At 40.9% G+C, this 24596-nt stretch carries 22 protein-coding genes; all 22 read right to left on the bottom strand.

Going from position 1 to position 24596, the window contains the following annotated elements:
- The 22 genes from EKC99_RS02630 to EKC99_RS02735 all read right to left on the bottom strand — a co-directional run bounded on the left by EKC99_RS02630 (position 1) and on the right by EKC99_RS02735 (position 24539).
- Positions 1-1143: an acyl-CoA dehydrogenase family protein gene (locus EKC99_RS02630; protein WP_163150343.1), complete on the bottom strand. Its 1143-nt coding sequence runs from the start codon at positions 1141-1143 to the stop codon at positions 1-3.
- A 12-nt stretch (positions 1144-1155) separates the two neighbouring features.
- Positions 1156-2715 (bottom strand): fatty acid--CoA ligase, encoded by a 1560-nt coding sequence (locus tag EKC99_RS02635; protein ID WP_163150345.1) that lies wholly within the window; start codon positions 2713-2715, stop codon positions 1156-1158.
- Between the two features lie 123 nt (positions 2716-2838).
- Positions 2839-3768: a stage V sporulation protein K gene (gene spoVK, locus EKC99_RS02640; protein ID WP_163150347.1), complete on the bottom strand. Its 930-nt coding sequence runs from the start codon at positions 3766-3768 to the stop codon at positions 2839-2841.
- Between the two features lie 116 nt (positions 3769-3884).
- On the bottom strand, positions 3885-4109 hold the full coding sequence (gene hfq / locus EKC99_RS02645; protein WP_009362664.1) for an RNA chaperone Hfq: 225 nt from the start codon (positions 4107-4109) through the stop codon (positions 3885-3887).
- Positions 4110-4143: 34 nt separating this feature from the next.
- A complete protein-coding gene (gene miaA, locus EKC99_RS02650) occupies positions 4144-5079 on the bottom strand; it encodes a tRNA (adenosine(37)-N6)-dimethylallyltransferase MiaA (RefSeq protein ID WP_163150349.1) in 936 nt (311 codons plus the stop codon).
- Between the two features lie 118 nt (positions 5080-5197).
- Positions 5198-7024, bottom strand: coding sequence for a DNA mismatch repair endonuclease MutL (gene mutL, locus EKC99_RS02655; RefSeq protein ID WP_163150351.1), 1827 nt, complete (start codon positions 7022-7024; stop codon positions 5198-5200).
- Between the two features lie 13 nt (positions 7025-7037).
- Positions 7038-9602, bottom strand: a complete 2565-nt coding sequence (mutS, locus tag EKC99_RS02660) for a DNA mismatch repair protein MutS (RefSeq protein ID WP_163150353.1) — start codon at positions 9600-9602, stop codon at positions 7038-7040.
- A gap of 74 nt (positions 9603-9676) precedes the next feature.
- Positions 9677-10213 (bottom strand): outer spore coat protein CotE, encoded by a 537-nt coding sequence (locus EKC99_RS02665; RefSeq protein ID WP_009362668.1) that lies wholly within the window; start codon positions 10211-10213, stop codon positions 9677-9679.
- 157 nt (positions 10214-10370) lie between these two features.
- Positions 10371-10805 carry a YlbF/YmcA family competence regulator gene (locus EKC99_RS02670; RefSeq protein WP_163150354.1) on the bottom strand — a complete coding sequence of 145 codons (435 nt, stop codon included), beginning with the start codon at positions 10803-10805 and terminating at the stop codon, positions 10371-10373.
- Position 10806: 1 nt separating this feature from the next.
- Positions 10807-12387, bottom strand: a complete 1581-nt coding sequence (miaB, locus tag EKC99_RS02675) for a tRNA (N6-isopentenyl adenosine(37)-C2)-methylthiotransferase MiaB (protein ID WP_163150465.1) — start codon at positions 12385-12387, stop codon at positions 10807-10809.
- Positions 12388-12506: 119 nt separating this feature from the next.
- Positions 12507-13373, bottom strand: coding sequence for a 2-oxoacid:ferredoxin oxidoreductase subunit beta (locus EKC99_RS02680; RefSeq protein WP_009362671.1), 867 nt, complete (start codon positions 13371-13373; stop codon positions 12507-12509).
- A 2-nt stretch (positions 13374-13375) separates the two neighbouring features.
- Positions 13376-15112 (bottom strand): 2-oxoacid:acceptor oxidoreductase subunit alpha, encoded by a 1737-nt coding sequence (locus tag EKC99_RS02685; RefSeq protein WP_009362672.1) that lies wholly within the window; start codon positions 15110-15112, stop codon positions 13376-13378.
- A 199-nt stretch (positions 15113-15311) separates the two neighbouring features.
- Positions 15312-16271, bottom strand: coding sequence for a dipeptidase (locus EKC99_RS02690; RefSeq protein ID WP_163150467.1), 960 nt, complete (start codon positions 16269-16271; stop codon positions 15312-15314).
- 48 nt (positions 16272-16319) lie between these two features.
- Positions 16320-16580, bottom strand: a complete 261-nt coding sequence (spoVS, locus tag EKC99_RS02695) for a stage V sporulation protein SpoVS (protein ID WP_003181955.1) — start codon at positions 16578-16580, stop codon at positions 16320-16322.
- 126 nt (positions 16581-16706) lie between these two features.
- Positions 16707-17501 (bottom strand): TIGR00282 family metallophosphoesterase, encoded by a 795-nt coding sequence (locus EKC99_RS02700; protein ID WP_163150356.1) that lies wholly within the window; start codon positions 17499-17501, stop codon positions 16707-16709.
- A 99-nt stretch (positions 17502-17600) separates the two neighbouring features.
- Positions 17601-19157 carry a ribonuclease Y gene (gene rny / locus EKC99_RS02705; protein ID WP_009362675.1) on the bottom strand — a complete coding sequence of 519 codons (1557 nt, stop codon included), beginning with the start codon at positions 19155-19157 and terminating at the stop codon, positions 17601-17603.
- Between the two features lie 277 nt (positions 19158-19434).
- The gene (gene recA, locus EKC99_RS02710; RefSeq protein WP_163150357.1) at positions 19435-20472 is read right to left on the bottom strand and encodes a recombinase RecA; all 1038 of its coding nucleotides are present in this window, start codon (positions 20470-20472) and stop codon (positions 19435-19437) included.
- 106 nt (positions 20473-20578) lie between these two features.
- Entirely contained in the window at positions 20579-21811 is a 1233-nt protein-coding gene (locus EKC99_RS02715; RefSeq protein ID WP_163150359.1) for a competence/damage-inducible protein A, read from the bottom strand.
- Between the two features lie 21 nt (positions 21812-21832).
- Positions 21833-22411, bottom strand: coding sequence for a CDP-diacylglycerol--glycerol-3-phosphate 3-phosphatidyltransferase (gene pgsA / locus EKC99_RS02720; protein ID WP_163150361.1), 579 nt, complete (start codon positions 22409-22411; stop codon positions 21833-21835).
- A gap of 29 nt (positions 22412-22440) precedes the next feature.
- Entirely contained in the window at positions 22441-23307 is an 867-nt protein-coding gene (locus tag EKC99_RS02725; protein WP_019418271.1) for a helix-turn-helix domain-containing protein, read from the bottom strand.
- 9 nt (positions 23308-23316) lie between these two features.
- Positions 23317-24108 carry a DUF3388 domain-containing protein gene (locus EKC99_RS02730; protein ID WP_009362682.1) on the bottom strand — a complete coding sequence of 264 codons (792 nt, stop codon included), beginning with the start codon at positions 24106-24108 and terminating at the stop codon, positions 23317-23319.
- A gap of 182 nt (positions 24109-24290) precedes the next feature.
- Positions 24291-24539, bottom strand: a complete 249-nt coding sequence (locus tag EKC99_RS02735; RefSeq protein WP_009362683.1) for a DUF3243 domain-containing protein — start codon at positions 24537-24539, stop codon at positions 24291-24293.
- Between the last annotated feature and the right edge of the window lie 57 nt (positions 24540-24596).

Raw genomic sequence — 24596 nt, forward strand, 5'->3', positions numbered from 1 at the left:
CTATAATCCAAGATGTTTCGCGATGATCATTTTCATCACTTCATTCGTGCCGGCATAAATGGCACTAACCGGAATGTCACGGTAGCGTCTTGCAATCTCGTATTCTTCCATATAGCCATATCCTCCATGAAGCTGCATTCCTTCAGAAGCGACACGCTTTGCCATTTCCGTAATCCACCATTTCGCCATCGACACGTTCGCTACGACGTCTTTCCCCGCGATATGTTGTTCGATGACATCGTCAAGAAACGCGCGCCCTAGTGCAATTTCCGTCGCCATTTCCGCGAGCCGAAATTGAACCGTTTGAAATTGGCTAATCGTTTTTCCAAACGCCGTGCGGTCTTTCACATATCGTTTCGTTACATCAAACATCACTTCTGCCGCTGTTTGCGCAGCGATCGCAACGATGAGACGCTCTTGTTGCAATTTTTCCATCAAATAGTAAAAGCCTTTCCCTTCTTCTCCAAGCAAGTTTTCCGCCGGAACTTTTGCGTCGCTAAAAAATAGCTCGGCCGTATCTTGGGCATGCAATCCGACTTTTTCTAGTTTCCGACCGCGTGTAAACCCCGGTGTTGTGCGCTCGACAACGAGGAGACTAATGCCTTTATGCGGCGGGGTTGCTTGCGGATTTGTTTTGCAGACAACAATCACTAAATCCGCATGAATGCCGTTTGTAATAAACGTTTTTTGTCCGTTGACGATATAGTCGTCGCCTTGTTTCACCGCCGTTGTCGAAATGCCCGCCAAATCAGAACCGGCGCCTGGTTCGGTCATCGCAATGGCGGTAACGATCTCCCCAGACACGCATTTCGGCAGCCATTTTTTCTTTTGCTCTTCTGTTCCATATGATGCGATATACGGAACGACGATATCGTTATGCAAGCCGATGCCGACAAGGCTTGATCCTACTTTTTCTAATTCTTCATTTATGACGACCGAATAGCCAAAGTCGGCACCAAATCCACCGTACGTTTCGTCTACCCATGGGCAAAGAAACCCGTTTTCCCCCATTTTCCGCCAAAACTCGCGCGGAATGATTCCTTGTTTTTCCCAGTCAGCATAAAATGGATATGCTTCTTTTTGCAAAAATTTTCGGAACGCCTCACGAAAAATATGATGTTCTTCGTGCAAATACGTTGGCATGTTGTCACCACCCTATGATTGCGCCATGTTTTTCATTTGCTCCCGCAACAAAAATTTTTGGATTTTCCCGCTCGCATTGCGTGGCAATGCGTCGACAAAATAGTAGGCACGCGGCCGTTTATACGGAGCGAGCTTGTCGCTTTGTTTGCAAAACGCCTCTAACTGTTCCGCGGTAAGCTGTTGATCCTTTTTGACAATAAATGCAACGACTTTTTCTCCCCATAAAGCATCCGGCTCGCCAAGCACTGCAACATCAAGCACGCCTTCATGTTCATAAAGCACGTCCTCTACTTCGCGCGGATAAACGTTTTCACCGCCGCTAATAATCATGTCGTCGACGCGGTCGGCAACGTATAAATAGCCGTCTTCATCCATATAGCCTAAATCGCCAGAATGATACCAGCCTTTATACATCGCTTTTTCCGTCGCATCTTCGCGGTTGTAGTAGCCGACCATCATGCATGGGCCTTTGACGATAATCTCACCGACTGCCCCTGGCGGCAATATGTCCTCTGGGTCAGACGGTCCGTCTTCGCGAGGTTTGACGATGCGAATTTCGTGGTTTAAGCATGCGCGTCCGGCAGATCCTGCTTTCGTTAACTGCTCATCTTCATATAAGAACGTTACAGCTGGCCCCATTTCCGTCATGCCGTACGCTTGGATTAAATCAATGCCTAACCGCTCTTTACATTCTTTTACAAGCACTGGAGCCATCGGAGCCGCTCCGTACAACCCGATGCGAAGTGAGGATAAATCGTAATCTGACAATTTTTCTTGCAAAAGCATATTCCACATCGTCGGTGCAGCAAATAACACGGTAATTTGCTCTTGTTCGATGACGGTTAATACTTGTTTCGGGTCAAAATGGTGAACGATGACGTTCGTTGCGCCCGCGTGAACGCGCGGGAGGAAGCAGCAATGCAATTCTGCGCAATGGAACATTGGGGCGGTAACAAGCCCACGCTCTGTTTCACGAATGCGCATGACCGAATTGCAAATTAAGCTTTGTTCAATCATGTCGCGATGTCGATGCATCACGCCTTTTGGCCGCCCTGTCGTTCCGCTTGTATACATAATCGCATACAAATCATTTTCGGAAACGTCTATGGCTGGAGGCTCGTCGCTTGCATGTTGGATTTGTTCGTGGTAAGAAGCAGCGTACGCTGGTACTTGTCCGTCAATGATCCAAAAAGAAATGTGTGGAAAGTCATGATGGATGGCTGTGATTTGTGGTTCGACCGCTTGTTCAAATAATACGATTTTTGGGGTAGCATCCGTTAAAATGTAAGCGATTTCTTTTGGTCGCAAGCGAAAATTAATCGGGTTGAAGACAGCGCCGATTTTCGCGCACGCAAAAAAAGCGGTCGCAAGCTCTGCCGTATTAAATAACACGGTCGATACACGATCTCCTTTTCGCACCCCTGCTGTTAAGAAAGCGTTTGCAAGTTTGTCCACTTCTTTTGCCCATTGTTCGTACGTATAGCGAAGCCCTGTACGAACATCAACGAGCGCTTCTTTTTTCGGAAACTTTCTTACCGTCTGTGTAAACACTTCACCAATCGTTAAATACAAAACAAACCCCTCCTTCTCTTTTTTATTCATGTAAATAATATTTTTTATTTTCAAACTATATTCTACAAATAAAAAAGAAACCCTTCTTTCCTAATATAAAAAAGGAAGGTTTCCCTTCCCGATTTATTCAAAAACTAAATCCCTCTCTCGTATGATCATCAGTTCTTTTTTGTCATAGCGCCCTTCATGCAACAAACGTACCGCTTGTTTCCGAATTGCTTTTTCAATCAAATTTCGAATGTAGCGACCGTTACTAAATTTTCTTTGATATCCCCCGGCCAGTAGTTGTTCAATATGTTCGCGCAACTTTCGCTCCGCTTCAGAAGTAAGCTCGTATTCTCTTATATGAAGCATTTGTTTTGCAATTTGTACAAGCTCTTCCGTTGTGTAATCAGGAAATTCGAGCATCAACGGAAAGCGGGAAGGTAATCCTGGGTTTAACGACAAAAAATAATCCATTTCAGCTGGATATCCCGCTAAAATAACAACTAAATCATCCGAAAAATCTTCAATTCCTTTTACTAACGTATCAATTGCTTCTTTTCCAAAATCTTTTTCTCCTCCGCGTGCAAGCGAATATGCTTCGTCAATAAATAAAATCCCGCCTCGCGCTTTTTTTATTAAATCGCGCGTTTTATTCGCCGTATGTCCAATATATTCCCCAACTAAGTCTGCACGTTCTGCTTCAATAAAGTGTCCTTTAGATAAGACGTTCATTTCTAAAAATAACTTTCCAAGAATACGGGCCACTGTTGTTTTCCCTGTTCCAGGATTTCCTTTAAAAATCATATGAAGCGATTGTTTATTTCCTTTTAATCCATTGGCTTGACGTGCTTTATTAATATATAACCATGCGTAAATTTCCTTAATTAATTTTTTCACTTCATTTAACCCGACTAATTCATCTAGTTCTTTTTGAATCTCTTTTAACACGGCATGTTGATGATAATCAATTCGATTTGTCGTTTCTTCTTTCGATAAGTAATTGACGTTTTTTGCATTAAGCACGATATTAATTTGACTTTTTGTTTGCTTCATCGTCAACTCTGACAAGGCGACGTCACCTCTCCTTCATCGTTGCTTCTTTTATCAATATACGCTGTTGTCACCTATTTCGTGACAAATGCCTAACGAAAAAAATCGCCCACCGATATGGTGAGCGATTTGGCTTACTCCATTTCAATTTTCACATTTTTTTGAGGTGCAAATGTAGAAATCGCATGTTTATAAATTAATTGTTGTCTCCCATCTACTTCTAATAACACCGTAAAATTGTCAAATCCTTTTACTAAACCACGCAATTGAAATCCATTGAGTAAAAAGACAGTAACCGTCGTTTCTTCCTTGCGCAATTGGTTTAAAAACTGATCTTGAATGTTTATTGTGTTTTTCATTACTTCGTCCTCCTCTTTTCTCTCTACATTACGTCTATATATTCGCCTCAAAGTGAAACTTTCCTTCTATGTAATGCGAAATTTCATTTACTCGTCTTTCAAACATTGTATCATCAGTCATGTCAAACCATTGAACAGGCATTTGATTACGAAACCATGTAAACTGACGTTTCGCATAGCGACGAGAGTTTTGTTTCAACTGTTCAATCGCCTCTTCAAGCGTGATTTGTCCATCTAAATATGCATATAGCTCTTTATAACCGATCGCTTGAATCGCTTGACAGTCTCGTAAACCTTGTTCATACAATCGTTTCACTTCTTCAATCAACCCTTGATCAATCATTTGATCTACTCGTTCATTAATGCGTTCATATAGTTTTTCACGTTCCATCGTCAATCCAATAAGTGCTGCGTTATACACTAGTTTTCTTTTTTGTTCTTTTAGCCATTCTGTCATTGTTCTCCCTGTGCAATGATAAATTTCTAATGCACGAATGACACGGCGAACGTTATTCGGATGAATACGTTCCGCACTTAGCGGATCAATTTGTTTTAGTCGCTCGTAAAGTTCAATCGGTGAACATTGTTCTAGCGACTGGCGATACGCTTCATTTGATGGTGCATCTGAAAATTGATAATCGTAAATCACCGATTGAATATATAGCCCTGTACCCCCAACGATGATCGGAAGTTTTCCGCGTTTTGTTATATCTGTAATGAGCGAGCGAGCAAGCGTCTGAAACTCTGCAACAGAAAAAGACTCATGCGGCTCCTTTATATTCAATAAATGATGTGGTACACCTTCCATTTCTTCTTGACGAATTTTAGCGGTTCCAATATCTAATCCTTTATATACTTGCATCGAGTCTCCATTAATAATTTCTCCATGTAAACGCTTGGCCAACTCTATGCTCATTTTTGTTTTCCCTACAGCCGTTGGACCAATTAACACAACGACTTTCTCTCCCATAAAATACCACTACTTTCCACGCTAATTCACATTTATTTATTATAGACAAACGATGTACATTTTATCATCTCATTTTAAAAAATTTTTATTTGAAAGCGGATGAAAAAACATCCGCTTTTTACATGACTCGTTTAAACATTTTTTCTAATTCATAAGTAGAAAAGTGGATAATAATCGGACGACCGTGTGGACATGTAAACGGATCGCTTGTTTTACGCAACGATTCAAGCAACGCAAATATTTCATCGTTGCGCAAAAATTGATTCGCTTTAATCGACTGTTTACAACTCATCATTATTGCTGCTTTTTCGCGAAGTTGCTTTATGTCTACTTTTTTCATCGTTAATACTTGCTTAATCATTTCCTCAATAATTGTAGCTTCCTCCCCTTTTGGAAACCATTGAGGATGAGAACGAACAATAAAACTGTTATGACCAAATGGCTCTAAAATCACACCGCAACTAGCTAGCTGTTCGCGGTAACTTTCGATAAGTACATACTCACTTGATGAATAAGTAAGCGTCAATGGAATAAGCAACGGCTGTAATGCATTTGTAACGGTTGCTAATTTTTCACGGAAATATTCGTATTTGATCCGCTCTTGTGCCGCATGTTGGTCAATAATATACAAACCATTTTCATTTTGAGCTAAAATATACGTCCCATGCATTTGTCCAATCGGATATAATGGTGGAATGCGCTCTTGATTTGTTTCAGCTGTTACATGTTTGTTTTCAACGATTGGTTCGACATCAAGCGGCTTCGTATCCTTCTCGTAAACACGTTCTTCCCGTTCCTCTAACACTATTCGTTCTTCTTTTTTCTTTCCTTGTTCATGATGTGAAATCGTTGTACGCGGAGGAACAATATGCGATTCTTTCACAATATGTTCAAACGAAAACGTTTGTTGCTCTGTTTTCGGCTTTTCCACTCGCGGTGCCGTTACCTCAGGAATTAACGTCTTTTTTTGAAATGCTTGACGAATCGTTTGTTGAACGAGTTCGTTTAATTCCCCTTCTTTACTAAAACGCACTTCCAACTTCGCTGGATGAACGTTCACATCCACAAGAAGCGGATCCATGACGATATTTAAAAATGCGATCGGATGCCGTCCAATCGGAAGAAGCGTATGGTATCCTTCTTCAATCGCTTTATATAACGGATAGTTTTTAATATATCGTCCATTTACAATCGTTGTCATATAGTTACGGGAAGCACGCGTCACTTCAGGTAAAGCAACGTAGCCGTCAATCGTAAAATCAAGCGTTTCTGCACGAATCGCAACCATTTTTTTTGCAACATCAAATCCGTAAATAGCTGCTAATACTTGCCGCACATCCCCATTTCCGTTCGTATAAAACAGTTGTTTTCCATTATGTGTTAATCGAAACGAAATATGTGGATGAGCAAGCGCTAAACGATTCATCACATCCACAACATGTCCAAGTTCCGTATGAATCGTTTTCATATATTTTAAGCGAGCGGGCGTATTGAAAAATAAGTGCGAAACAGTAATATCCGTTCCTTTTCGACTGCTCGTCCGGCCATTTTGTACAAGCTCTCCCCCTTTTAAAACGAGCAACGTTCCCGGACCTTCCCCTGTGCTCGTCTTCAGTTCCAAATGCGAGACAGAGGCAATACTAGGTAACGCTTCCCCTCTAAAACCGAGCGTACGAATGCGGAATAAATCCGCTTCATCTTTAATTTTGCTTGTTGCGTGCCGTTCAAACGCTAAAAAACAATCTTCCTCCTCTAATCCATCACCATTATCAACGACTCGAATTTTCGCTAATCCCGCTTCTTCTAACTCTACTTCAATGATCGTGCTATGGGCATCAATCGCGTTCTCAACAAGCTCTTTCACGACAGAAGCTGGTCGTTCAACGACTTCACCTGCCGCAATTTTATTCGCTAACGCATCGTCCAACTTGCGAATTTTCCCCACAATTCCCCTCCTTTCATTTTAATAGCTTTTGAATTTCATATAGTTTATTCATCGCTTCAAGCGGCGTCATATCAAGCAACTGAAGAGACTGGATGCGCTTGATCACTTCTTTCTCTTTTTTCGATACGCTCGAACGCTCTTCGTGATGTTGCTCGGCAAACATACTTAACTGTTCAAACGTTTCTCTATTTTCTTTCGCCACACCCGTTGAATTTGTTTCAAATTCACGTAAAATTTGTTCCGCCCTTTGAATTAAATCTAACGGTAACTTCGCTAACTGGGCTACATGAATACCATAACTTTTATCTGCTGGACCTTCTTTAATTTTATGCAAAAAGATGACGGTCCCATTTTCTTCAATTGCGCTAACATGAACATTTTTTAAACGCGGCAATCGTCGTTCAAGCGCTGTTAATTCATGATAATGCGTACTAAATAACGTTTTGGCACCAATGCGATCATGAATGTATTCGATCATGGCTTGAGCAAGCGCCATACCATCATATGTGGATGTTCCGCGACCAATTTCATCAAATAAAATAAGGCTGTTTTGTGTCGCATGGACGATCGCATGACGCGCTTCCAACATTTCCACCATAAATGTACTTTGACCTGCAACTAAATCGTCAGCCGCTCCAATACGCGTAAACACTTGATCAAAAATCGGTAATATCGCTTCTTGTGCTGGAACAAAACATCCAATTTGCGCCATAATGGCTGTTAATGCAATTTGACGCATATATGTGCTTTTCCCAGACATATTTGGCCCTGTAATGAGGAGCATTTCTCGTTCGGCATCCATATAACAGTCGTTTGGAACGTAGACGTTCGATCCTAACACCTTTTCCACAACAGGATGTCGCCCTTGTTGAATGACAAGACGGCGATCATAAGAAAACTGAGGTTTACAGTAGTTATATTTTTCACTAACAGTCGCAAAACATTGTAAAACATCTAGTTGACTTATATATTTCGCTAATTTTTGCAAACGAACAATATATTGCTTTACCTGTTCACGGATAGAAACAAACAGTTCGTATTCTAATTCCATACTTTTTTCTTCTGCTTCTAAAATGAGCGCTTCTTTTTCTTTCAACTCTTTCGTCACAAATCGTTCCGCATTAGCTAACGTTTGTTTACGCTCATATCGTCCTTCCGGCAACAAATGTAAATTTGCTTTTGTTACTTCAATATAATATCCAAACACTCGGTTGTAGCCAATCTTTAACGACTTAATTCCTGTTAACTCCCGCTCTTTCGCTTCTAACTGCGCAATCCATGTTTTTCCGTTTCGACTAGCATCCCGAAATCGATCTAACGTTTCGTTATAACCATCTTTAATGATTCCACCGTCTTTCACAGAAAGCGGCGGATTTTCTTCAATCGCCTCTTCCAACAATTGAACAAGGTCCTCGCATGCATCTAAATGTTCGGCAAAGGATTGAATATGCTCGTCACGCATGTTCATAAGAAGGGTAGAAATGAACGGAACTTGCTTTAACGATTTTTTCAATTGAATGAGATCGCGCGCATTCACATTTCCAAATGCCACACGGCCAGCCAGTCTCTCTAAATCATATACACCACGCAAATATTCGCGCAGTTCTTGTCGCTCGAAATAGTGCATGAGCAGTTGTTCAACCATGTGTAATCGCTGTTCAATTTTTTCACGATCTAATAATGGGCGGTCGATCCATTGTTTAAGCAAACGCCCCCCCATAGCTGTCATCGTTTCATCAAGAAGCCAAAAAAGGGAGCCCGCTTTCCCTTTCGTTCGAATCGTTTCTGTTAACTCTAAATTTCGTTTGGAATACACATCGATTTTCATATGTGCATCAACTTCATACAACTCTACAGGCTGTAAATGGGCTAAATTCCGTCTTTGCGTTTTAATTAAATAATTTAATAACCTTCCAAACGTCACAAGTAATTTTTCTTGTTTCAAATGAGAAACAATCGATTCACAAGAAGGTGGAATCATCGTTTCATCTTCACACGAAATGGTAAGAGCATATCGCTCCTTCAGAGGTTGACATTGTTCTTTGTACTCGGTCGCGACAACGATTTCTTTTGTGCCAATCGAGTAAATTTCATTGAATACATCTTCAAATGAATGAAGCATCGTCATACGACTTTCACCGGTTGTTAAATCCGTATATGCAAATCCGTACGTACCATCTTCAAATGACGTTAATGAAGCTAAATAGTTGTTTGCTTTCTCTTCTAGTTGCTTTCCTTCCATCACTGTTCCGGGGGTAATCAGTTGCACAACTTCTCGACGCACAACCCCTTTGGCCGTTTTTGGATCTTCGACTTGTTCACAAATCGCAACTTTATATCCTTTCTCAATTAAACGCTCGATGTACATGGCAGCCGAATGATAAGGCACACCGCACATCGGCACTCGTTCTTCCCCGCCACCATCGCGGCTGGTCAAAGTAATTTCTAACTCTTGTGACGCTTTAATGGCATCTTCAAAAAACATTTCATAAAAATCACCGAGACGAAAAAACAAAAATGCATCTTTATATTGTGACTTAATTGTTAAATATTGCTGAATCATTGGTGTATAAGCCATGATTTTTCCTCCAACGCCCAAAATATTGACTTCAATTATTATATCAAAAATAAAAACTAGGAAGAATAAACTTCCTAGTTTTTATTGCTTTCTTCTTGAAGAAGCTCTTCATCTAATTGTTCTAATTCTGCATCAATATCTTCCTCTACCTCGTCTGATGATGTATCTACGACGGCGATGCGTACTTTCGTTTCTCCAATGACTTCTGCAACAAACTCGCGCTCTACTTCCACAGTGACTTTATTTCCATTTGGAGCAATCGTGCATTCTAAACAATTCGGCTGTTGAACAACGCGCGCAATCACTTCTTGCTCTTCACTAATCAGCTCTTCATTACGATACTTTAACGGAATGACATCTGTGTACGATACAGTTTCTGTCAGCACTTCCGTTTTCGTATTATCGTTGTACGAATACCAAACGTTCACATCATACTTTCCATGAATTTCAACACTACGATCCACTTTTTTCGCTTCGTATCGATGATTAATAATCCAGCAACCGAGCACGCTTGTCGGACGATGTTGCGCGGAAACGGTATGCGTCGATTGCGTAAACTTTCGTCCTTTTCCCACGACTGCCTTTGTAATAATTTCTCTGTATTGGGACATGAAACAAACCCTCCTCAAAAATGCATTGTTCATTTTATCCTATGCACAGGAAACATAAAAGTGTACATAAAAAAACAATCATTCCGTATAGTTCATTGTATGCAACTTCTTCGAAATATGTACAAAAAATAAAAAAAAGAGCCCATAGGGAATGGACTCATTCATGACAATGACCGCAATGGCTATGTTTCACTTGGGCACCTGTTTCTCCGCGTAACACATCGCCACCTGTCGATGTAATAATTTCGTCTGTCACTGTTTTTGAAATGGTGGATGCAACAAGTTGCAATAAATCGTTAATTTCTATTTGTGATTGTTTAAATTGTTCTACAATCGGAATGTCTGATAGCTGTTCGTAAATGTCGTCAATTTCTGCTTCCACTTTTTTCAGCGCTTCAATTTTTCCATAATGTTGTAAGTTGACAGCTTGTTTTTGTAACGATTTAATTTTAGCAATCATCGTGCGCACTTTTTCATTTTCATGAATTTTTGCTTCTGCTTGTTTAAAAATTTCCACTTCTTCTGTTTCAGCAATCATTTTAGCTAATTCTTTTGCCTTCTGTACGATGTCATCTTTCGTATATTTCGCCACGTTATTTCACCTCAATCGCTTCTTCTACCATTTCTCCGTTTAACGTCCACGTTTTCGCTTCTGTAATTCGCACGTTCACCAGTTGACCGATCGCAGACTTTGGCCCAACGAAATTAACAAGCTTGTTTTTGCGCGTGTATCCAGCAAGAACATCTGGATTGTTTTTGCTTTCCCCTTCTACTAATACTTCGACAATTTGTCCCTCATATTCCTTCATTTTTTTCGCAGAAATTTCGTTTACTAATGCATTTAATCGTTGTAAACGCTCTTTTTTCACTTCCATTGGCACGTTGTCAACCATTTTTGCTGCCGGCGTTCCTTCACGTGGCGAGTAAATGAACGTAAATGCTGAATCAAATTCGACTTCGCGATAGAGCGACAACGTTTCTTCAAATTGCTCATCCGTTTCATTTGGGAACCCGACAATGATGTCCGTTGTAAGCGCGACACCTGGAATGGCTTCTTTAATTTTACGAACAAGCTCCAAATATTGTTCACGCGTATATTTACGCGCCATCATTTTTAACACTTCACTACTTCCAGACTGTACAGGCAAGTGAATGTGCTCAACTAAATTTCCGCCTTTCGCCAACACTTCAATTAAACGGTCATCAAAATCACGCGGATGACTTGTAGTGAAACGAATGCGTGGAATATCAATTTTGCGTAATTCATCCATTAAATCACCGAGACCATATTTCATATCGGTAAAGTCTTTTCCATACGCATTCACGTTTTGTCCTAAAAGAGTAATTTCTTTATATCCTTGTGCGGCTAAGTGACGTACTTCTTGGATAATATCTTCTGGACGGCGGCTGCGCTCTTTGCCACGTGTATATGGAACAATACAGTACGTACAAAACTTATCGCAACCGTACATAATATTAACCCACGCTTTAATATTTCCTTTTCGCACTTTCGGTAAATTCTCAATGACATCGCCTTCTTTTGACCATACTTCAACAACCATTTCTTTTGACATGTATGCTTCTTTCAAAATATACGGAAGACGATGAATATTGTGCGTACCAAAAATCATATCAACGTATTGGAATTGTTTTAAAATTTTATTAACAACTGACTCTTCTTGCGACATACAGCCACATACCCCAAGCAATAAATCAGGGTTGTTTTGTTTCAATGGCTTTAAGTGGCCAATTTCTCCGAATACTTTGTTTTCCGCGTTTTCACGAATCGCACATGTATTTAACAAAATGACGTTTGCATCTTCAGGGCGATCTGTCGGTTCATAACCAAGCGCCATAAAAATACCAGCCATCACTTCTGTGTCGTGCTCGTTCATTTGGCAACCATACGTACGAATGTAAAATTTGCGACCATTCCCCATACCGCGAAATTCTTCTGGAATAGAAAAATCTTTATGATATTTTACTTCCTCTTTTCCGCGTTTTTTTGCTTCTTTCAAAGATGGGGGAACAAATACAGTTGAAAAATATTTTTCATAATCTTGACTCGTTTTTTGCTTTAGACGCTGTAAATTTTCATCCAAAGCGGATTTTTTGTCCGTTGGATGATCTGTTTCAATTTGTGCTGTGTACTGTAAACGTTGTTTTTCGTTCATCATTATTCTCCTTTCTTTTGTTCATAGATGCACACTAACATAGTATATTATTTTCCGGACTTTTAAACAATGTTTTTTCCATGAAAAAGAGGATGGCCGCTACCACCCTCTTTTCTATCTTACATAAACTCTGCAACGAGTTGATCAAATTTTTCTTTACTCATTGTTAAATCCGCTTCAGTTAGTGGTTTTTCGCTATAACCAGGCACAAGATCTTGATATGATTTACGTTCTTTATTTTGATAAATAAGCCCTGTCACAAGCCCTTTATGTTTCATTAACGTTTGCATGGCCATTTCGCGATTAGACGGATCGTATCCTTCAATTGAACTTAAGCTCGTTAAATTGTCTTTAAACCAATCATATGTGTTCACTTTATTGTATGTGACGCAAGGGCTAAATACGTTAATGAGTGAGAACCCTTTATGCTTCATACCCTCTTCAATTAATTGCGTCAACTCTTTTAAATCGCTAGAAAAGCTTTGAGCGACGAATGTTGCCCCTGCTGTTAATGCCATTTCCATAATCGACAACGCTGGCTCAACTGACCCTTGTGGCGTACTCTTCGTTTTAAATCCAACTTCACTGCGCGGTGATGTTTGACCTTTTGTTAATCCGTAAATTTGGTTATCCATGACGATGTACGTAATGTCGATGTTACGTCGAATAGCATGAATTGTATGCCCCATTCCGATCGCAAATCCGTCGCCGTCGCCACCAGCAGCAATAACAGTCAAATCGCGATTTGCCATTTTTACCCCTTGAGCAATTGGAAGCGCTCGGCCGTGAACACCATGGAAGCCATATGAGTTAATATAACCAGAAATACGACCTGAACAACCAATTCCAGAGACAACAACAAGTTCATGTGGTTCAAGTCCAACGTTGGCAGCTGCGCGCTGAATGGCTGCTTGCACAGAAAAGTCGCCACAACCTGGACACCAGTTCGGTTTAATATTATTACGGAAATCTTTAAATGTCGCCATGTTTAAAACAACTCCTTGCATTTTGTATAAACTTCGTGCGGTAAGAACGGGTTGCCATCATACTTCAACACGTTAAATACTTTCTCAGCATGTCCAACGTTCATTTTTAAGATGTTGGCAAGTTGTCCTGTTGCGTTATTTTCAACAACAACAACTTTTTTCGCTGATTGCACAAGCGGCAACATTTCTTCCGTCGGGAACGGATGAATGAGACGAACGTGAGCATGGTTTACTTTTATACCATCGCGTTCTAATCGTTCCATCGCCTCTTCAATCGCCCCACGCGTCGAGTTAAATCCGACAATTAATATATCTGCTTCTTCATGCTTCACATGTTTATGAACTGGTGTCGGGAATTGAATATGTTTTAACTTGCGTAAACGCTTATCCATTTGTGCAATACGGTTCGCTGCGACTTCAGAAGGACGACCTGTTTCATCGTGCTCAACACCTGTCACATGGTGAATACCGTTTTTCATTCCCGGCAATACGCGTGGTGATACACCGTCTTCAGTCACTTCATATCGTTTGAAGCAACCTTTGTCTGGAATTTCAGGAAGTTCTCCTGTGACAAGTTTGCCGCGACGAATTTCAATTTTGTCATACTCTAGCGGCTCAACAGTTTGCTTTCCTAACGAAAGTTGTAAGTCTGTTAAAACGATGACTGGGCATTGATATTCTTCTGCAATGTTAAACGCTTCGACCATATCGTAAAACGCTTCTTGTACAGTACTCGGAGCGATGACTACTTTCGGAATCTCGCCATGTGTACCGTAAATCATGGCCATTAAATCTGACTGTTCTTGTTTCGTCGGAAGACCTGTACTTGGGCCACCACGTTGCGTATCAACAATGACAATCGGCGTTTCTGTAATTCCGGCTAATCCGATCGCTTCCATCATGAGCGAAAGACCTGGCCCAGCCGAAGCTGTCAACGTACGCACACCCGCATAGTTTGCACCAATAGCCATTGTACAAGCAGCAATTTCATCTTCTGTTTGAATGACCGTGCCACCAAACTGCGGAAGCTTTTTAATTAAATATTCCATAATCTCAGATGCCGGTGTAATTGGATAAGCGGCCATAAAACGTGCACCGCCAGCAAGCGCACCAAGCGCAATCGCGTCATTTCCAATCATAAACATTCTCTTTTTGCCATCTGCTTTTTCAAGCTGCATTAATTGAATGTTGTCACCAAGCTGTTCGCGCATAAACTGAGCGCCCGCTCTGATCGCTTCCATATTTTTCGCAACAACTTGCTCACCTTTGCGACCGAAAATCTCCTGAACGACCCCTTCATATACGCTAATATCGAGACCGAGTACTGCGCTAGAAGCTCCGACTGCAACCATGTTTTTCATTAATGCTGTTCCTAATTCTGTTGCAATATCTGTAAATGGAACCGCATACAACGTAGCTCTTGACTCGTCCGGAATCGTCGGATTAAACTTCGCATCTGCGATGACGATCCCGCCTTGACGTAACTCATGGAAGTTGAAATCAATTGTCTCTTGGTCAAAAGCTACTAATATATCAAGATCATCGGCAATCGAACGAACTTGTGTCGTGCTAACACGAATTTTATTGTTCGTGTGACCACCTTTAATGCGAGATGAAAAGTGGCGATAACCGTATAAGTAGTAGCCTAGTCGGTTGAGCGCAATGGAGAATATCTCTCCCGTACTTTCAATACCTTCCCCTTGTTGTCCTCCAACTTTCCACGAAAGTTGACTAATCATGTCTTACACCCCTTTAAAGTTCCATCAATTGTAACGTAACGTTTTACGATTATAAGTGTAGCACTTTTCCAAAAAAAGCTCTACCATTTCGCTTAATAAATTTTTTGAAAAATTTCATATACTAAACGCTTTCATTCTAGCCCTATTGAAAAAAAATTGCAACATATTTGTTACAAAAATGTGAATTTTTCTTTCGATTTTATTGGGGGATTCGCTCATAAAAATTGCAAAACAAAAATTTTTTTACCTGTTCCTCTTTAAAGTGCTTTAACAATTCATCAATGAAATGCGGATAATGAGCAACATTTTCCAATTGATCAACCGTTTCAAAAATGCCGTCAAAATCAGATCCAAAACCGATGTGATTTTCTCCACCTAACGAACAAATATGATCGACATGCCGTAATACATCTGTCACTGTTGTCGTATGGGCATCGTGACGCAAAAATTGCGGAACAAACGTCACGCCGATGACTCCATTTTTCTTAATGAGTGCTTGGATTTGATCATCACGCAAATTGCGAGGATGCGGACAAAGCGTATATGCATTCGAATGTGAAGCGATCGGATATTGAGCTAATTCCATAACATCCCAAAACGCTCGTTCACTTAAATGAGATACATCCGTCCAACACTGTTGTTCATTTAATAATTGAACGACTTCTTTTCCGAACCTCGTCAACCCTCCCCCACGTTGCTCTAGAGCACCGTCTGCTACCATATTCGCATCATTCCACGTTAAACCAACAGAGCGAACACCAAGGCGAAGAAGTGTGCGCAACTGCGTTAAACTTTCTCCTATGGCTTCACATCCTTCTAATGTGAGCATCGCTCCAATTTCATTCGGTTGTAGTTGATCGATTTCTTTTTTTGAGCGAACAACTTTCATATTCGGTTGCGACACAATTTTCTCGTAAAAATCATCAATCATCTCTAACGCGACAAAAAAGCGTGATTCTGGTCTGACATGTTTCGGAATATAAATCGCAAATCCTTGTACAGTTACACCGGCCTGCTTCAATCCATCGTATGTGACATGTAGCGATGAACTCCGCTCAAACGATACATCTTGGTCACAAAATAGTTGATATAAAACATCACAATGAGCGTCAAATATACGCACAACGACCCCTCCATACGAAAATTCGCTCTTTCGGATATGATAAAAATAACCTGTTTGCTATGTAAGCAAACAGGTTTATGTGTATTAACGCGGCTCAACAATAAGCTTAATTGCTGTCCGCTCTTCCCCATCAATTTGAATGTCCGTAAACGCAGGAATACAAATGAGATCAACTCCGCTCGGTGCTACGAATCCTCGCGCGATCGCTACTGCCTTAACGGCCTGATTTAATGCACCTGCGCCAATGGCTTGAATTTCAGCTGCACCGCGTTCTCTTAACACGCCTGCAAGTGCACCAGCTACGGAATTAGGATTAGATTTTGCTGAAACTTTTAATATTTCCATTTCTAGCTCCTCCTCGTTTCTAACAATTGCTTATGAAAAGTTGTACTGTTCATTATATATTCGTCCCTGTTTGCTCGTATTCCTGCTACGATATGTATTTTTTTCAGAAAAATCTTAAAAGAGGAACTAGTCAAAATACGGATGATCGTCATTGATAATAATTCGTTGAATAGACCTCGTTTTTCCGGTTTTTTCGTCTATTTCAATGAGCACAGCATTCAATTGTGTTCGACCTGTCGTCACTTCAAATCGAACCGGAAGCCCTGTTAAAAATTTGCGCAATACAGCTTCGCGATCAACTCCTAAAATACCGTCATAAGGACCCGTCATACCGACATCAGTAATGTATCCTGTTCCATTTGGCAAAATGCGTGAGTCAGCGGTTTGAACGTGTGTATGCGTGCCAACTACTGCGCTTACTCGGCCATCTAAGTACCATCCCATCGCTTGTTTCTCACTCGTTGCTTCTGCATGAAAATCAACGAGAATCACAGGAGTCCGCGCAAGCGCCATCTCGACTAATTCATCCGCTTTTTTAAACGGGCAATCGATCGCTGGTAAAAAAGTTCTTCCTTGTAAGCTAATAATCGCTACTTCATATCCTTCCACATGAACAAATACGATCCCTTTTCCAGGTGTACCTATTGGAAAATTGGCTGGACGAACGAGCACTTTCGCTTGGTCAATAAACTCGAAAACTTCACGATTATCCCACGCATGATTGCCAAGCGTCACTACATGCACTCCTATTTCTACAAAACGACGATATATTTTTTCAGTAATTCCTTTTCCACCCGCTGCATTTTCACCGTTTACAACAATAACATGGGGCTTATATTTTGCTTTCAGTTTCGGCACATATTCATCAATCATTTTTCGTCCCGGCTGTCCTACGACATCACCGATAAATAATATTTTCATTGTACTACCCTTTCTATACTCATGATCTCTATTTTTCAGTTTCGCACAAAATAAAGCATTTATCAATACGAAAAAGCTACCCCGAATAAGGAGTAGCTTTTACTTTGCGTATTCAACAGCTCGTGTTTCGCGAATCACTGTAACTTTAATATGCCCTGGGTAATCAAGCTCTTCTTCGATACGCTTGCGAATGTCACGTGCTAAACGATGCGCTTCCAAGTCATCAATCATATCTGGCTTAACCATGATACGAATTTCACGTCCAGCTTGGATCGCATATGATTTTTCAACACCTTCATACGACTCAGCAATTTCTTCAAGCTTTTCAAGTCGACGAATGTAGTTTTCCAATGTTTCGCTACGAGCGCCTGGTCGAGCAGCAGATAAAGCGTCTGCAGCAGCGACAAGAACAGCGATAATCGACGTCGGTTCCGTATCGCCATGATGGGACGCAATGCTGTTAATGACAACCGGATGCTCTTTATATTTCGTTGCGAGCTCTACCCCGATTTCGACATGGCTTCCTTCTACTTCATGGTCAACAGCTTTTCCGATGTCATGAAGGAGACCTGCTCGTCTTGCAAGCATTTCATCTTCTCCTAACTCAGCTGCCATTAAACCAGCTAAATATGCCACTTCCATCGAATGTTTAAGCACATTTTGTCCATAGCTTGTACGGAACTTCAAACGCCCTAAAATTTTAATTAAATCTGGATGCAATCCGTGGACACCAACTTCAAACGTCGTTTGTTCTCCCACTTCACGAATATGTTCATCCACTTCTCTTCTCGCCTTCTCGACCATCTCTTCAATTCGTGCTGGATGGATACGCCCGTCTTGAACGAGTTTATCTAGCGCAATACGCGCTGTTTCACGACGGATCGGATCAAAACCAGATAAAATGACCGCTTCCGGCGTATCATCAATGATAAGGTCAATACCTGTTAACGTTTCTAATGTACGAATGTTACGCCCTTCACGTCCGATGATTCGGCCTTTCATTTCGTCATTCGGCAAGTTCACAACAGATACAGTTGTTTCTGCTACATGATCAGCAGCACAACGTTGAATGGCAAGCGATAAAATTTCTTTTGCTTTTTTATCCGCTTCTTCTTTCGCTTTCGTTTCTGCCTCTTTAACCATGAGCGCAATTTCATGCGAAAGTTCTTTTTCTACACGCTCTAAAATGATTTGGCGTGCATCGTCACGCGTCAAACTAGAAATGCGCTCTAGTTCGGCTTGTTCTTTTCGAACGAGTTCTTCCACTTTGCTTTCCATCTCTTCAATATGCTGTTGTCTTTCATTCAGAGAATTCTCTTTCTTTTCAAGCAATGCTTCTCGCTTGTTTAACGCTTCATCCTTTCGATCGAGATTCTCTTCCTTTTGCAACAAACGGTTTTCCTGTTTTTGTAACTCACTTCTTCGTTCGCGAATTTCTCGTTCTGCTTCAACGCGAAGTTTGTGAATCTCATCCTTTGCTTCAAGAAGCGCCTCTTTTTTCAATGCGTCTGCTTCTCGTTTCGCTTCTTCGATCATTTGTTTGGCAGCTGCTTGTGCACCACCAATTTTTGCCTCGGCAATGGATTTACGAACAAAAAAGCCAACAACTGCACCGACGACTAGGGCAAGCAAAGCGGAGATGATCGTTTCACCCATTGTCCTCACCTCCTCTTGCTATAAATTCGTTACTTCATCAATGTCGGCATGTACATTGCAACCATTCAACATACACTTCAAAATTGTCAAATATACATGTACATTTTAAAGGTGGCCTTCCATATTGTCAAGGCTTGTCATTGTGGGAAAGCGTTTCATATCGTTTTATTTTCCAAAAAGAGAGGGTGTTCCAAAAATAACGGAGCACCCTTTCCATAACTATATATGCACATCATTACTTTTTTATTGAAGCAAGGTGGCCTTTTCGAACAATTTTTTACTCTAAAAAGTCTAGATCATCTTCGCGCACAGATGTCGTCGCTGCGCCTGCTGTAATGCCATAATGTTGGCGAATTTCACGCGCAATTTCTTCCATAATGTGTGGATTTTCCTTTAAAAATTGTTTTGCATTTTCTCGTCCTTGTCCTAGTCGCTCATCTTTATATGAATACCAAGCGCCACTTTTTTGGATAATGTCGAGTTCAGCACCCATATCAATAATTTCGCCTTCTTTTGAAATTCCTTCGCCATACATAATATCTACATCCGCTGTTTTAAACGGCGGCGCCACTTTGTTTTTCACGACTTTAATTTTCGTCTTATTTCCAACCATGTCGTTGCCTTGTTTAATTTGTTCTGCACGACGCACTTCTAAACGAACAGACGCATAAAACTTCAATGCACGACCCCCAGGGGTTGTCTCTGGGTTCCCAAACATAACACCCACTTTTTCCCTTATTTGGTTAATGAAGATAGCGATCGTTTTAGATTTGTTGATGGCGCCTGATAGTTTACGTAGCGCTTGGGACATGAGTCGCGCCTGCAATCCAACGTGAGCATCCCCCATTTCCCCTTCAATTTCTGCCTTCGGAACAAGAGCTGCGACTGAGTCAATGACGATAATGTCAACTGCCCCACTTCGCACAAGTGCTTCGGCGATTTCTAACGCTTGCTCTCCTGTATCTGGCTGTGAAAGCAACAATTCATCGATATTAACCCCTAATTTTTCAGCATAAATAGGGTCTAACGCATGTTCCGCATCAATAAATGCAGCTTGACCTCCTTGCTTTTGCACTTCTGCAATCGCGTGAAGGGCAACCGTTGTTTTCCCCGAAGACTCCGGACCGTAAATTTCAATAATCCGTCCGCGCGGATATCCTCCTACACCTAGCGCAATATCAAGAGCAAGGGAACCGCTCGATACCGTCGAAATTTGACGATCTGTTTGCTCCCCTAGCTTCATAATTGAACCTTTTCCAAACTGCTTCTCAATTTGCTTTAACGCTTGTTCTAATGCTGCTTGACGATCGTTCAAAGAAACTCCTCCTTTTGCTTGTGAAAAATAAAGCAGTAACTGCTACTTATTACTATACAGCTTTTCTATTTATTTGCCAAGAAAAAATCGAATGAGTGTTCGTAAATTAATGTAGCAACTGCAGCAAATAATAACAACCGTATTTCGCTGTACGCATCCGAATGGCTTGGCGTCCGCCTGATAATGTAAGGGCAAATGTCTTTGTTCCTTGTTCTGTTGCAATCCCTATCCATACCGTTCCTACTGGCTTTCCTTCCAACTCGTCCGGTCCTGCAACACCTGTAAAACTAATACCGATATCGCTTCCGCAAAGCTTTCGAACATTTTCTGCCATCAACTGCGCACATCGTTCACTAACTGCCCCCTCCGTTTGTAATATTTCTTTCGGCACATGGAGCACATTTTCCTTTATTTCATTCGTATAACAAACAACTCCCCCCACGATGACTGTAGAAGCCGTTGGAAGTGCTGTCATTTCTTCTAAAAATAAACCTCCCGTTAAACTTTCAGCAACAGCGAGCGTCTGATTGTTTTCTTTTAATGTAGCTAACAATTTGCTAAACAACGTGTCATCATTATAACCGTAAAAGTAAGGACGAACGCGGGCTAAAATGTTTTGCTCCAACTCATCAATGAGCCGCTTTGCTTCTTCTTCACGCTCATGCTTCGCTGTTAAGCGAAGAGTTACTTCGCCATCAGACGCCAGTGGAGCAATCGTCGGATTTGTTTGAGCATCGATGAAATCCTCAATTTCTGCTTCTAACTGTGATTCACCGATATGAAAAAAACGGAGAACACGCGAAACAATTTTCTCGCGAACATGACGTTTTTGCAATAAAAAAGGACGTCCATATTTGATGAACATCGGTTGCATTTCTTTTGGCGGTCCCGGGAGGAGCATGTACGTGATGTGATCAACAGTTATTGCCATTCCCGGGGCCATCCCATGTTCATTTTTTAACACATAACTTCCTTCCAATACGAGCGCTTGTTTTCGATTGTTCGGAGACATTGGGCGCTTCGTTTTCGCAAAATAATCACAAATAGAATGCCATGCTTCTTCATCTAAAACGAGCGATTTATTTAACATGTTTGCAATTGTTTCTTTCGTTAAATCGTCTTTTGTCGGACCAAGTCCCCCTGTGAAAATGATTAAGTTCGAGCGTTGCTTCGCTACTTCAATCGCATGTGTAAGCCTTTGAGGGTTATCGCCAACAACCGTATGGTAATACACATCTATTCCTATTTCAGCTAATTGTTGCGATAAAAACTGAGCGTTCGTATTTGCAATTTGACCAAGTAAAAGTTCTGAACCGACCGCAATGAGTTCTGCTTTCATCTTTCTCCCATCCCTTTTTATTTACTTTGAATGACGAAATGCTTGTTTATTTTTCGCAAAGTAATCCCATCCTGACCAAATCGTGAAAATAAGTGCAACCCACAACGAAATGTCCGCAAACGGAAACGACAAAAGTGAAAAAGGAAGATTATGCAAAAGAAGCGCAGCAATCGCTACAATTTGCGTCCACGTTTTAATTTTTCCAAGCATATTTGCTGCTACCACTTCACCTTCTCCCGCTAAAACAAGCCGTAATCCGGTTACAGCAAATTCACGGCTAATAATGACAATCACGATCCATGCAGGAGCTAAACCTAATTGGACAAGCGCAATGAGCGCAGCAGATACAAGTAATTTATCTGCGAGAGGGTCAAGAAACTTCCCTAAATTCGTTACTAATCCATATTTTCGTGCATAGTATCCATCAACCCAATCGGTTGTTGATGCGATGATAAAAATAAGCGCAGCTATGGCGTGTGTTACCGGCAGCTGTTCTGTTCCGATTTGAATCACACCGAAATCAATCGGTGCCAACAAAAAAATAAGAAAGAAAGGAATAAGCAACATTCGCGCAATCGTAATTTGATTCGGTATATTCACAACACTGACCTCCAACACTTCATCCAACATTATTGTTTTTTATAGATAATAGTAATATCTTGGCGCACATGATCGTTTGGATTGACAGGGTATTGTAGCGTCTGCCCGTTTATTTTTACTTCTGCATTCAATGTTTGTCCGATGACTAGCAATACTTCTGTTTCATTTGTTAAATCAAATGTTTCAGATTGATTCGCATACATCATTTTCCGTGCAAACGCCTTTCCTTTTCCATTTTTCACTTCAATCCAAGCATCTCCTTTTGTTGCAATGTCAATGATCAATTGCTCTCCTGTCACTTCAAGTGTCGATCTTCTTCCATTCGTTTCAATCACTTTAACCGTCGCTTCTAATGGTTGTTCCTGCTGTTCATTTTCTCCTTCGTTTTCAGACTGTTGTTCACTTTGTTTTTCCGGTTGTTGCTCGTTTGCTTGCTCGGACTGTTCAAATTCTGTCTTTTCGTTAATCACTTGCTCTTGTGGTTTTTCGTTCACCGTCCGATTTTGGAAAAAAAACCAAAGAACAACAGCCACTCCAATCACTAATGTACCAATTAAAATTTTCGGAAGAACATCGAGCACTTTTGCGCCTTGTTCTGATAATTGTCGCGATTTTACACGCGATAGTTCGCCAGGAAGTTCTTCTTGTTGGGCATTTGGAATTTCGTTTGCATATTGCTCAAACAGTTCGTCAGCATCAAGGCCGACTGCCTCAGCATATTGCCGAATAAATGCTCGAACATAAAATTTTCCTGGCATAATGACATAATTTCCTTGTTCAATTGCGATTAAATATCGTTTTTGAATTTTAGTGATTTCTTGCAAATCATCTAAACTCATATGACGTTGTTCTCTCGCTTCTTTCAAACGCTTCCCTAACTCTGTCAACGGAAACACCTTCCATCTTTAAAAATCGATATTTGAAAATCCGTCATTTCCAAAAAATGAAGACTGATCAACGAGATCATACGTAATTTCCTCATCTGCATCGTGACGCAATTCAATGATATAGTCAAAGTCGTCGAGCTTATATTCTGTATGCCTTACAAAAATATCAGGATGTTCAATCACTTTCGTCGCCGGTAGACGCATGAGCTCACGAATGAGTTGCCAATGTCGCTCGTTTGACCGACGCGTCGAAACAATCCCGTCAATAATAAAAACATTATTTTCGCTATATTCATCTTCGATTAATTGACTACGAATCGTCTGTTTAATTAATGTAGAAGAAACAAACAACCAACGCTTGTTTGCACACACGCTTGCAGCTACGATCGATTCCGTTTTCCCCACGCGTGGCATGCCACGAATTCCAATTAACTTATGCCCCTCTTGTTTAAATAGCTCTGCCATAAAATCAACGAGCAAACCTAGCTCGTCTCTAACAAAGCGAAACGTCTTTTTGTCATCAGCATCGCGCTGAATATAACGCCCGTGCCGAACAGCAAGACGGTCCCGAAGCTTCGGTTCACGTAATTTCGTTACCGTAATATCTTCCATCGTCGCTAAAATGGATTGTAAGCGCTCAATTTGTTCATGACTTTTACATAACAAAAGCATACCTCGCCGCGAATCATCCACACCGTTGATCGTGACGATATTAATGGAAAGCATGCCAAGGAGCGATGCGATATCCCCTAACAATCCCGGGCGATTCATATGTATTTCATACTCTAAATACCATTCTTTTTTCTCCATATACCCCTTCTCCCCTTTACGTTACACGATGCGATCATTTAAGCAACGCTTTGTCGAAACACGCATGTATGTTTATTTTACCATTTGAATGCGAGAATGAAAAGAATGGACGAGGGTTTTTTGTGAACAGATAAACATAGTAAAACAAGCTGGTGGATATCACCAGCTTGCGCTTACATGACTTATTTATTTTGGACAAGTTTAATCATCATGTTTGCAATAGCATGTTGCTCTTGCTCATTTGCGACATGCCACAAATCAGCAAGTACACGCTCTTCTGGGTTTTTCGGATCGACTTGTTTCGCCAAATAATCCCCAATTTGATAAGCAATATCCGAAATGACTTGCTGGTTCATCCCTTGCTCTTGTGCTTGATGAAGACGATCAGCTAAAAAGCTTTTCCATTGTTCAAAATTATCAAGAACAGACATATGCAAACCTCCTTGAAATTCGTTTCAAGAACAGTTTGCCTCACAACATAAAAAATT

This window comes from Anoxybacillus sp. MB8, assembly GCF_011006755.1.
Taxonomy (GTDB): domain Bacteria; phylum Bacillota; class Bacilli; order Bacillales; family Anoxybacillaceae; genus Anoxybacillus; species Anoxybacillus gonensis.

Excerpts from the sequence above, each read along its gene's own strand:
- EKC99_RS02665 (WP_009362668.1), bottom strand. The coding sequence starts at position 10,213 with ATGTCCCAATACAGAGAAATTATTACAAAGGCAGTCGTGGGAAAAGGA.
- miaA (WP_163150349.1), bottom strand. The coding sequence starts at position 5,079 with ATGGGAGAGAAAGTCGTTGTGTTAATTGGTCCAACGGCTGTAGGGAAA.
- spoVS (WP_003181955.1), bottom strand. The coding sequence starts at position 16,580 with ATGGAAATATTAAAAGTTTCAGCAAAATCTAATCCTAATTCCGTAGCT.
- rny (WP_009362675.1), bottom strand. The coding sequence starts at position 19,157 with ATGGGTGAAACGATCATCTCCGCTTTGCTTGCCCTAGTCGTCGGTGCA.
- mutS (WP_163150353.1), bottom strand. The coding sequence starts at position 9,602 with ATGGCTTATACACCAATGATTCAGCAATATTTAACAATTAAGTCACAA.
- EKC99_RS02685 (WP_009362672.1), bottom strand. The coding sequence starts at position 15,112 with ATGATTAGTCAACTTTCGTGGAAAGTTGGAGGACAACAAGGGGAAGGT.
- EKC99_RS02730 (WP_009362682.1), bottom strand. The coding sequence starts at position 24,108 with ATGGAGAAAAAAGAATGGTATTTAGAGTATGAAATACATATGAATCGC.
- EKC99_RS02630 (WP_163150343.1), bottom strand. The coding sequence starts at position 1,143 with ATGCCAACGTATTTGCACGAAGAACATCATATTTTTCGTGAGGCGTTC.
- EKC99_RS02680 (WP_009362671.1), bottom strand. The coding sequence starts at position 13,373 with ATGGCGACATTTAAAGATTTCCGTAATAATATTAAACCGAACTGGTGT.
- hfq (WP_009362664.1), bottom strand. The coding sequence starts at position 4,109 with ATGAAAAACACAATAAACATTCAAGATCAGTTTTTAAACCAATTGCGC.
- EKC99_RS02715 (WP_163150359.1), bottom strand. The coding sequence starts at position 21,811 with ATGAAAGCAGAACTCATTGCGGTCGGTTCAGAACTTTTACTTGGTCAA.
- EKC99_RS02735 (WP_009362683.1), bottom strand. The coding sequence starts at position 24,539 with ATGTCTGTTCTTGATAATTTTGAACAATGGAAAAGCTTTTTAGCTGAT.
- miaB (WP_163150465.1), bottom strand. The coding sequence starts at position 12,387 with ATGAACGAAAAACAACGTTTACAGTACACAGCACAAATTGAAACAGAT.
- EKC99_RS02700 (WP_163150356.1), bottom strand. The coding sequence starts at position 17,501 with ATGAAAATATTATTTATCGGTGATGTCGTAGGACAGCCGGGACGAAAA.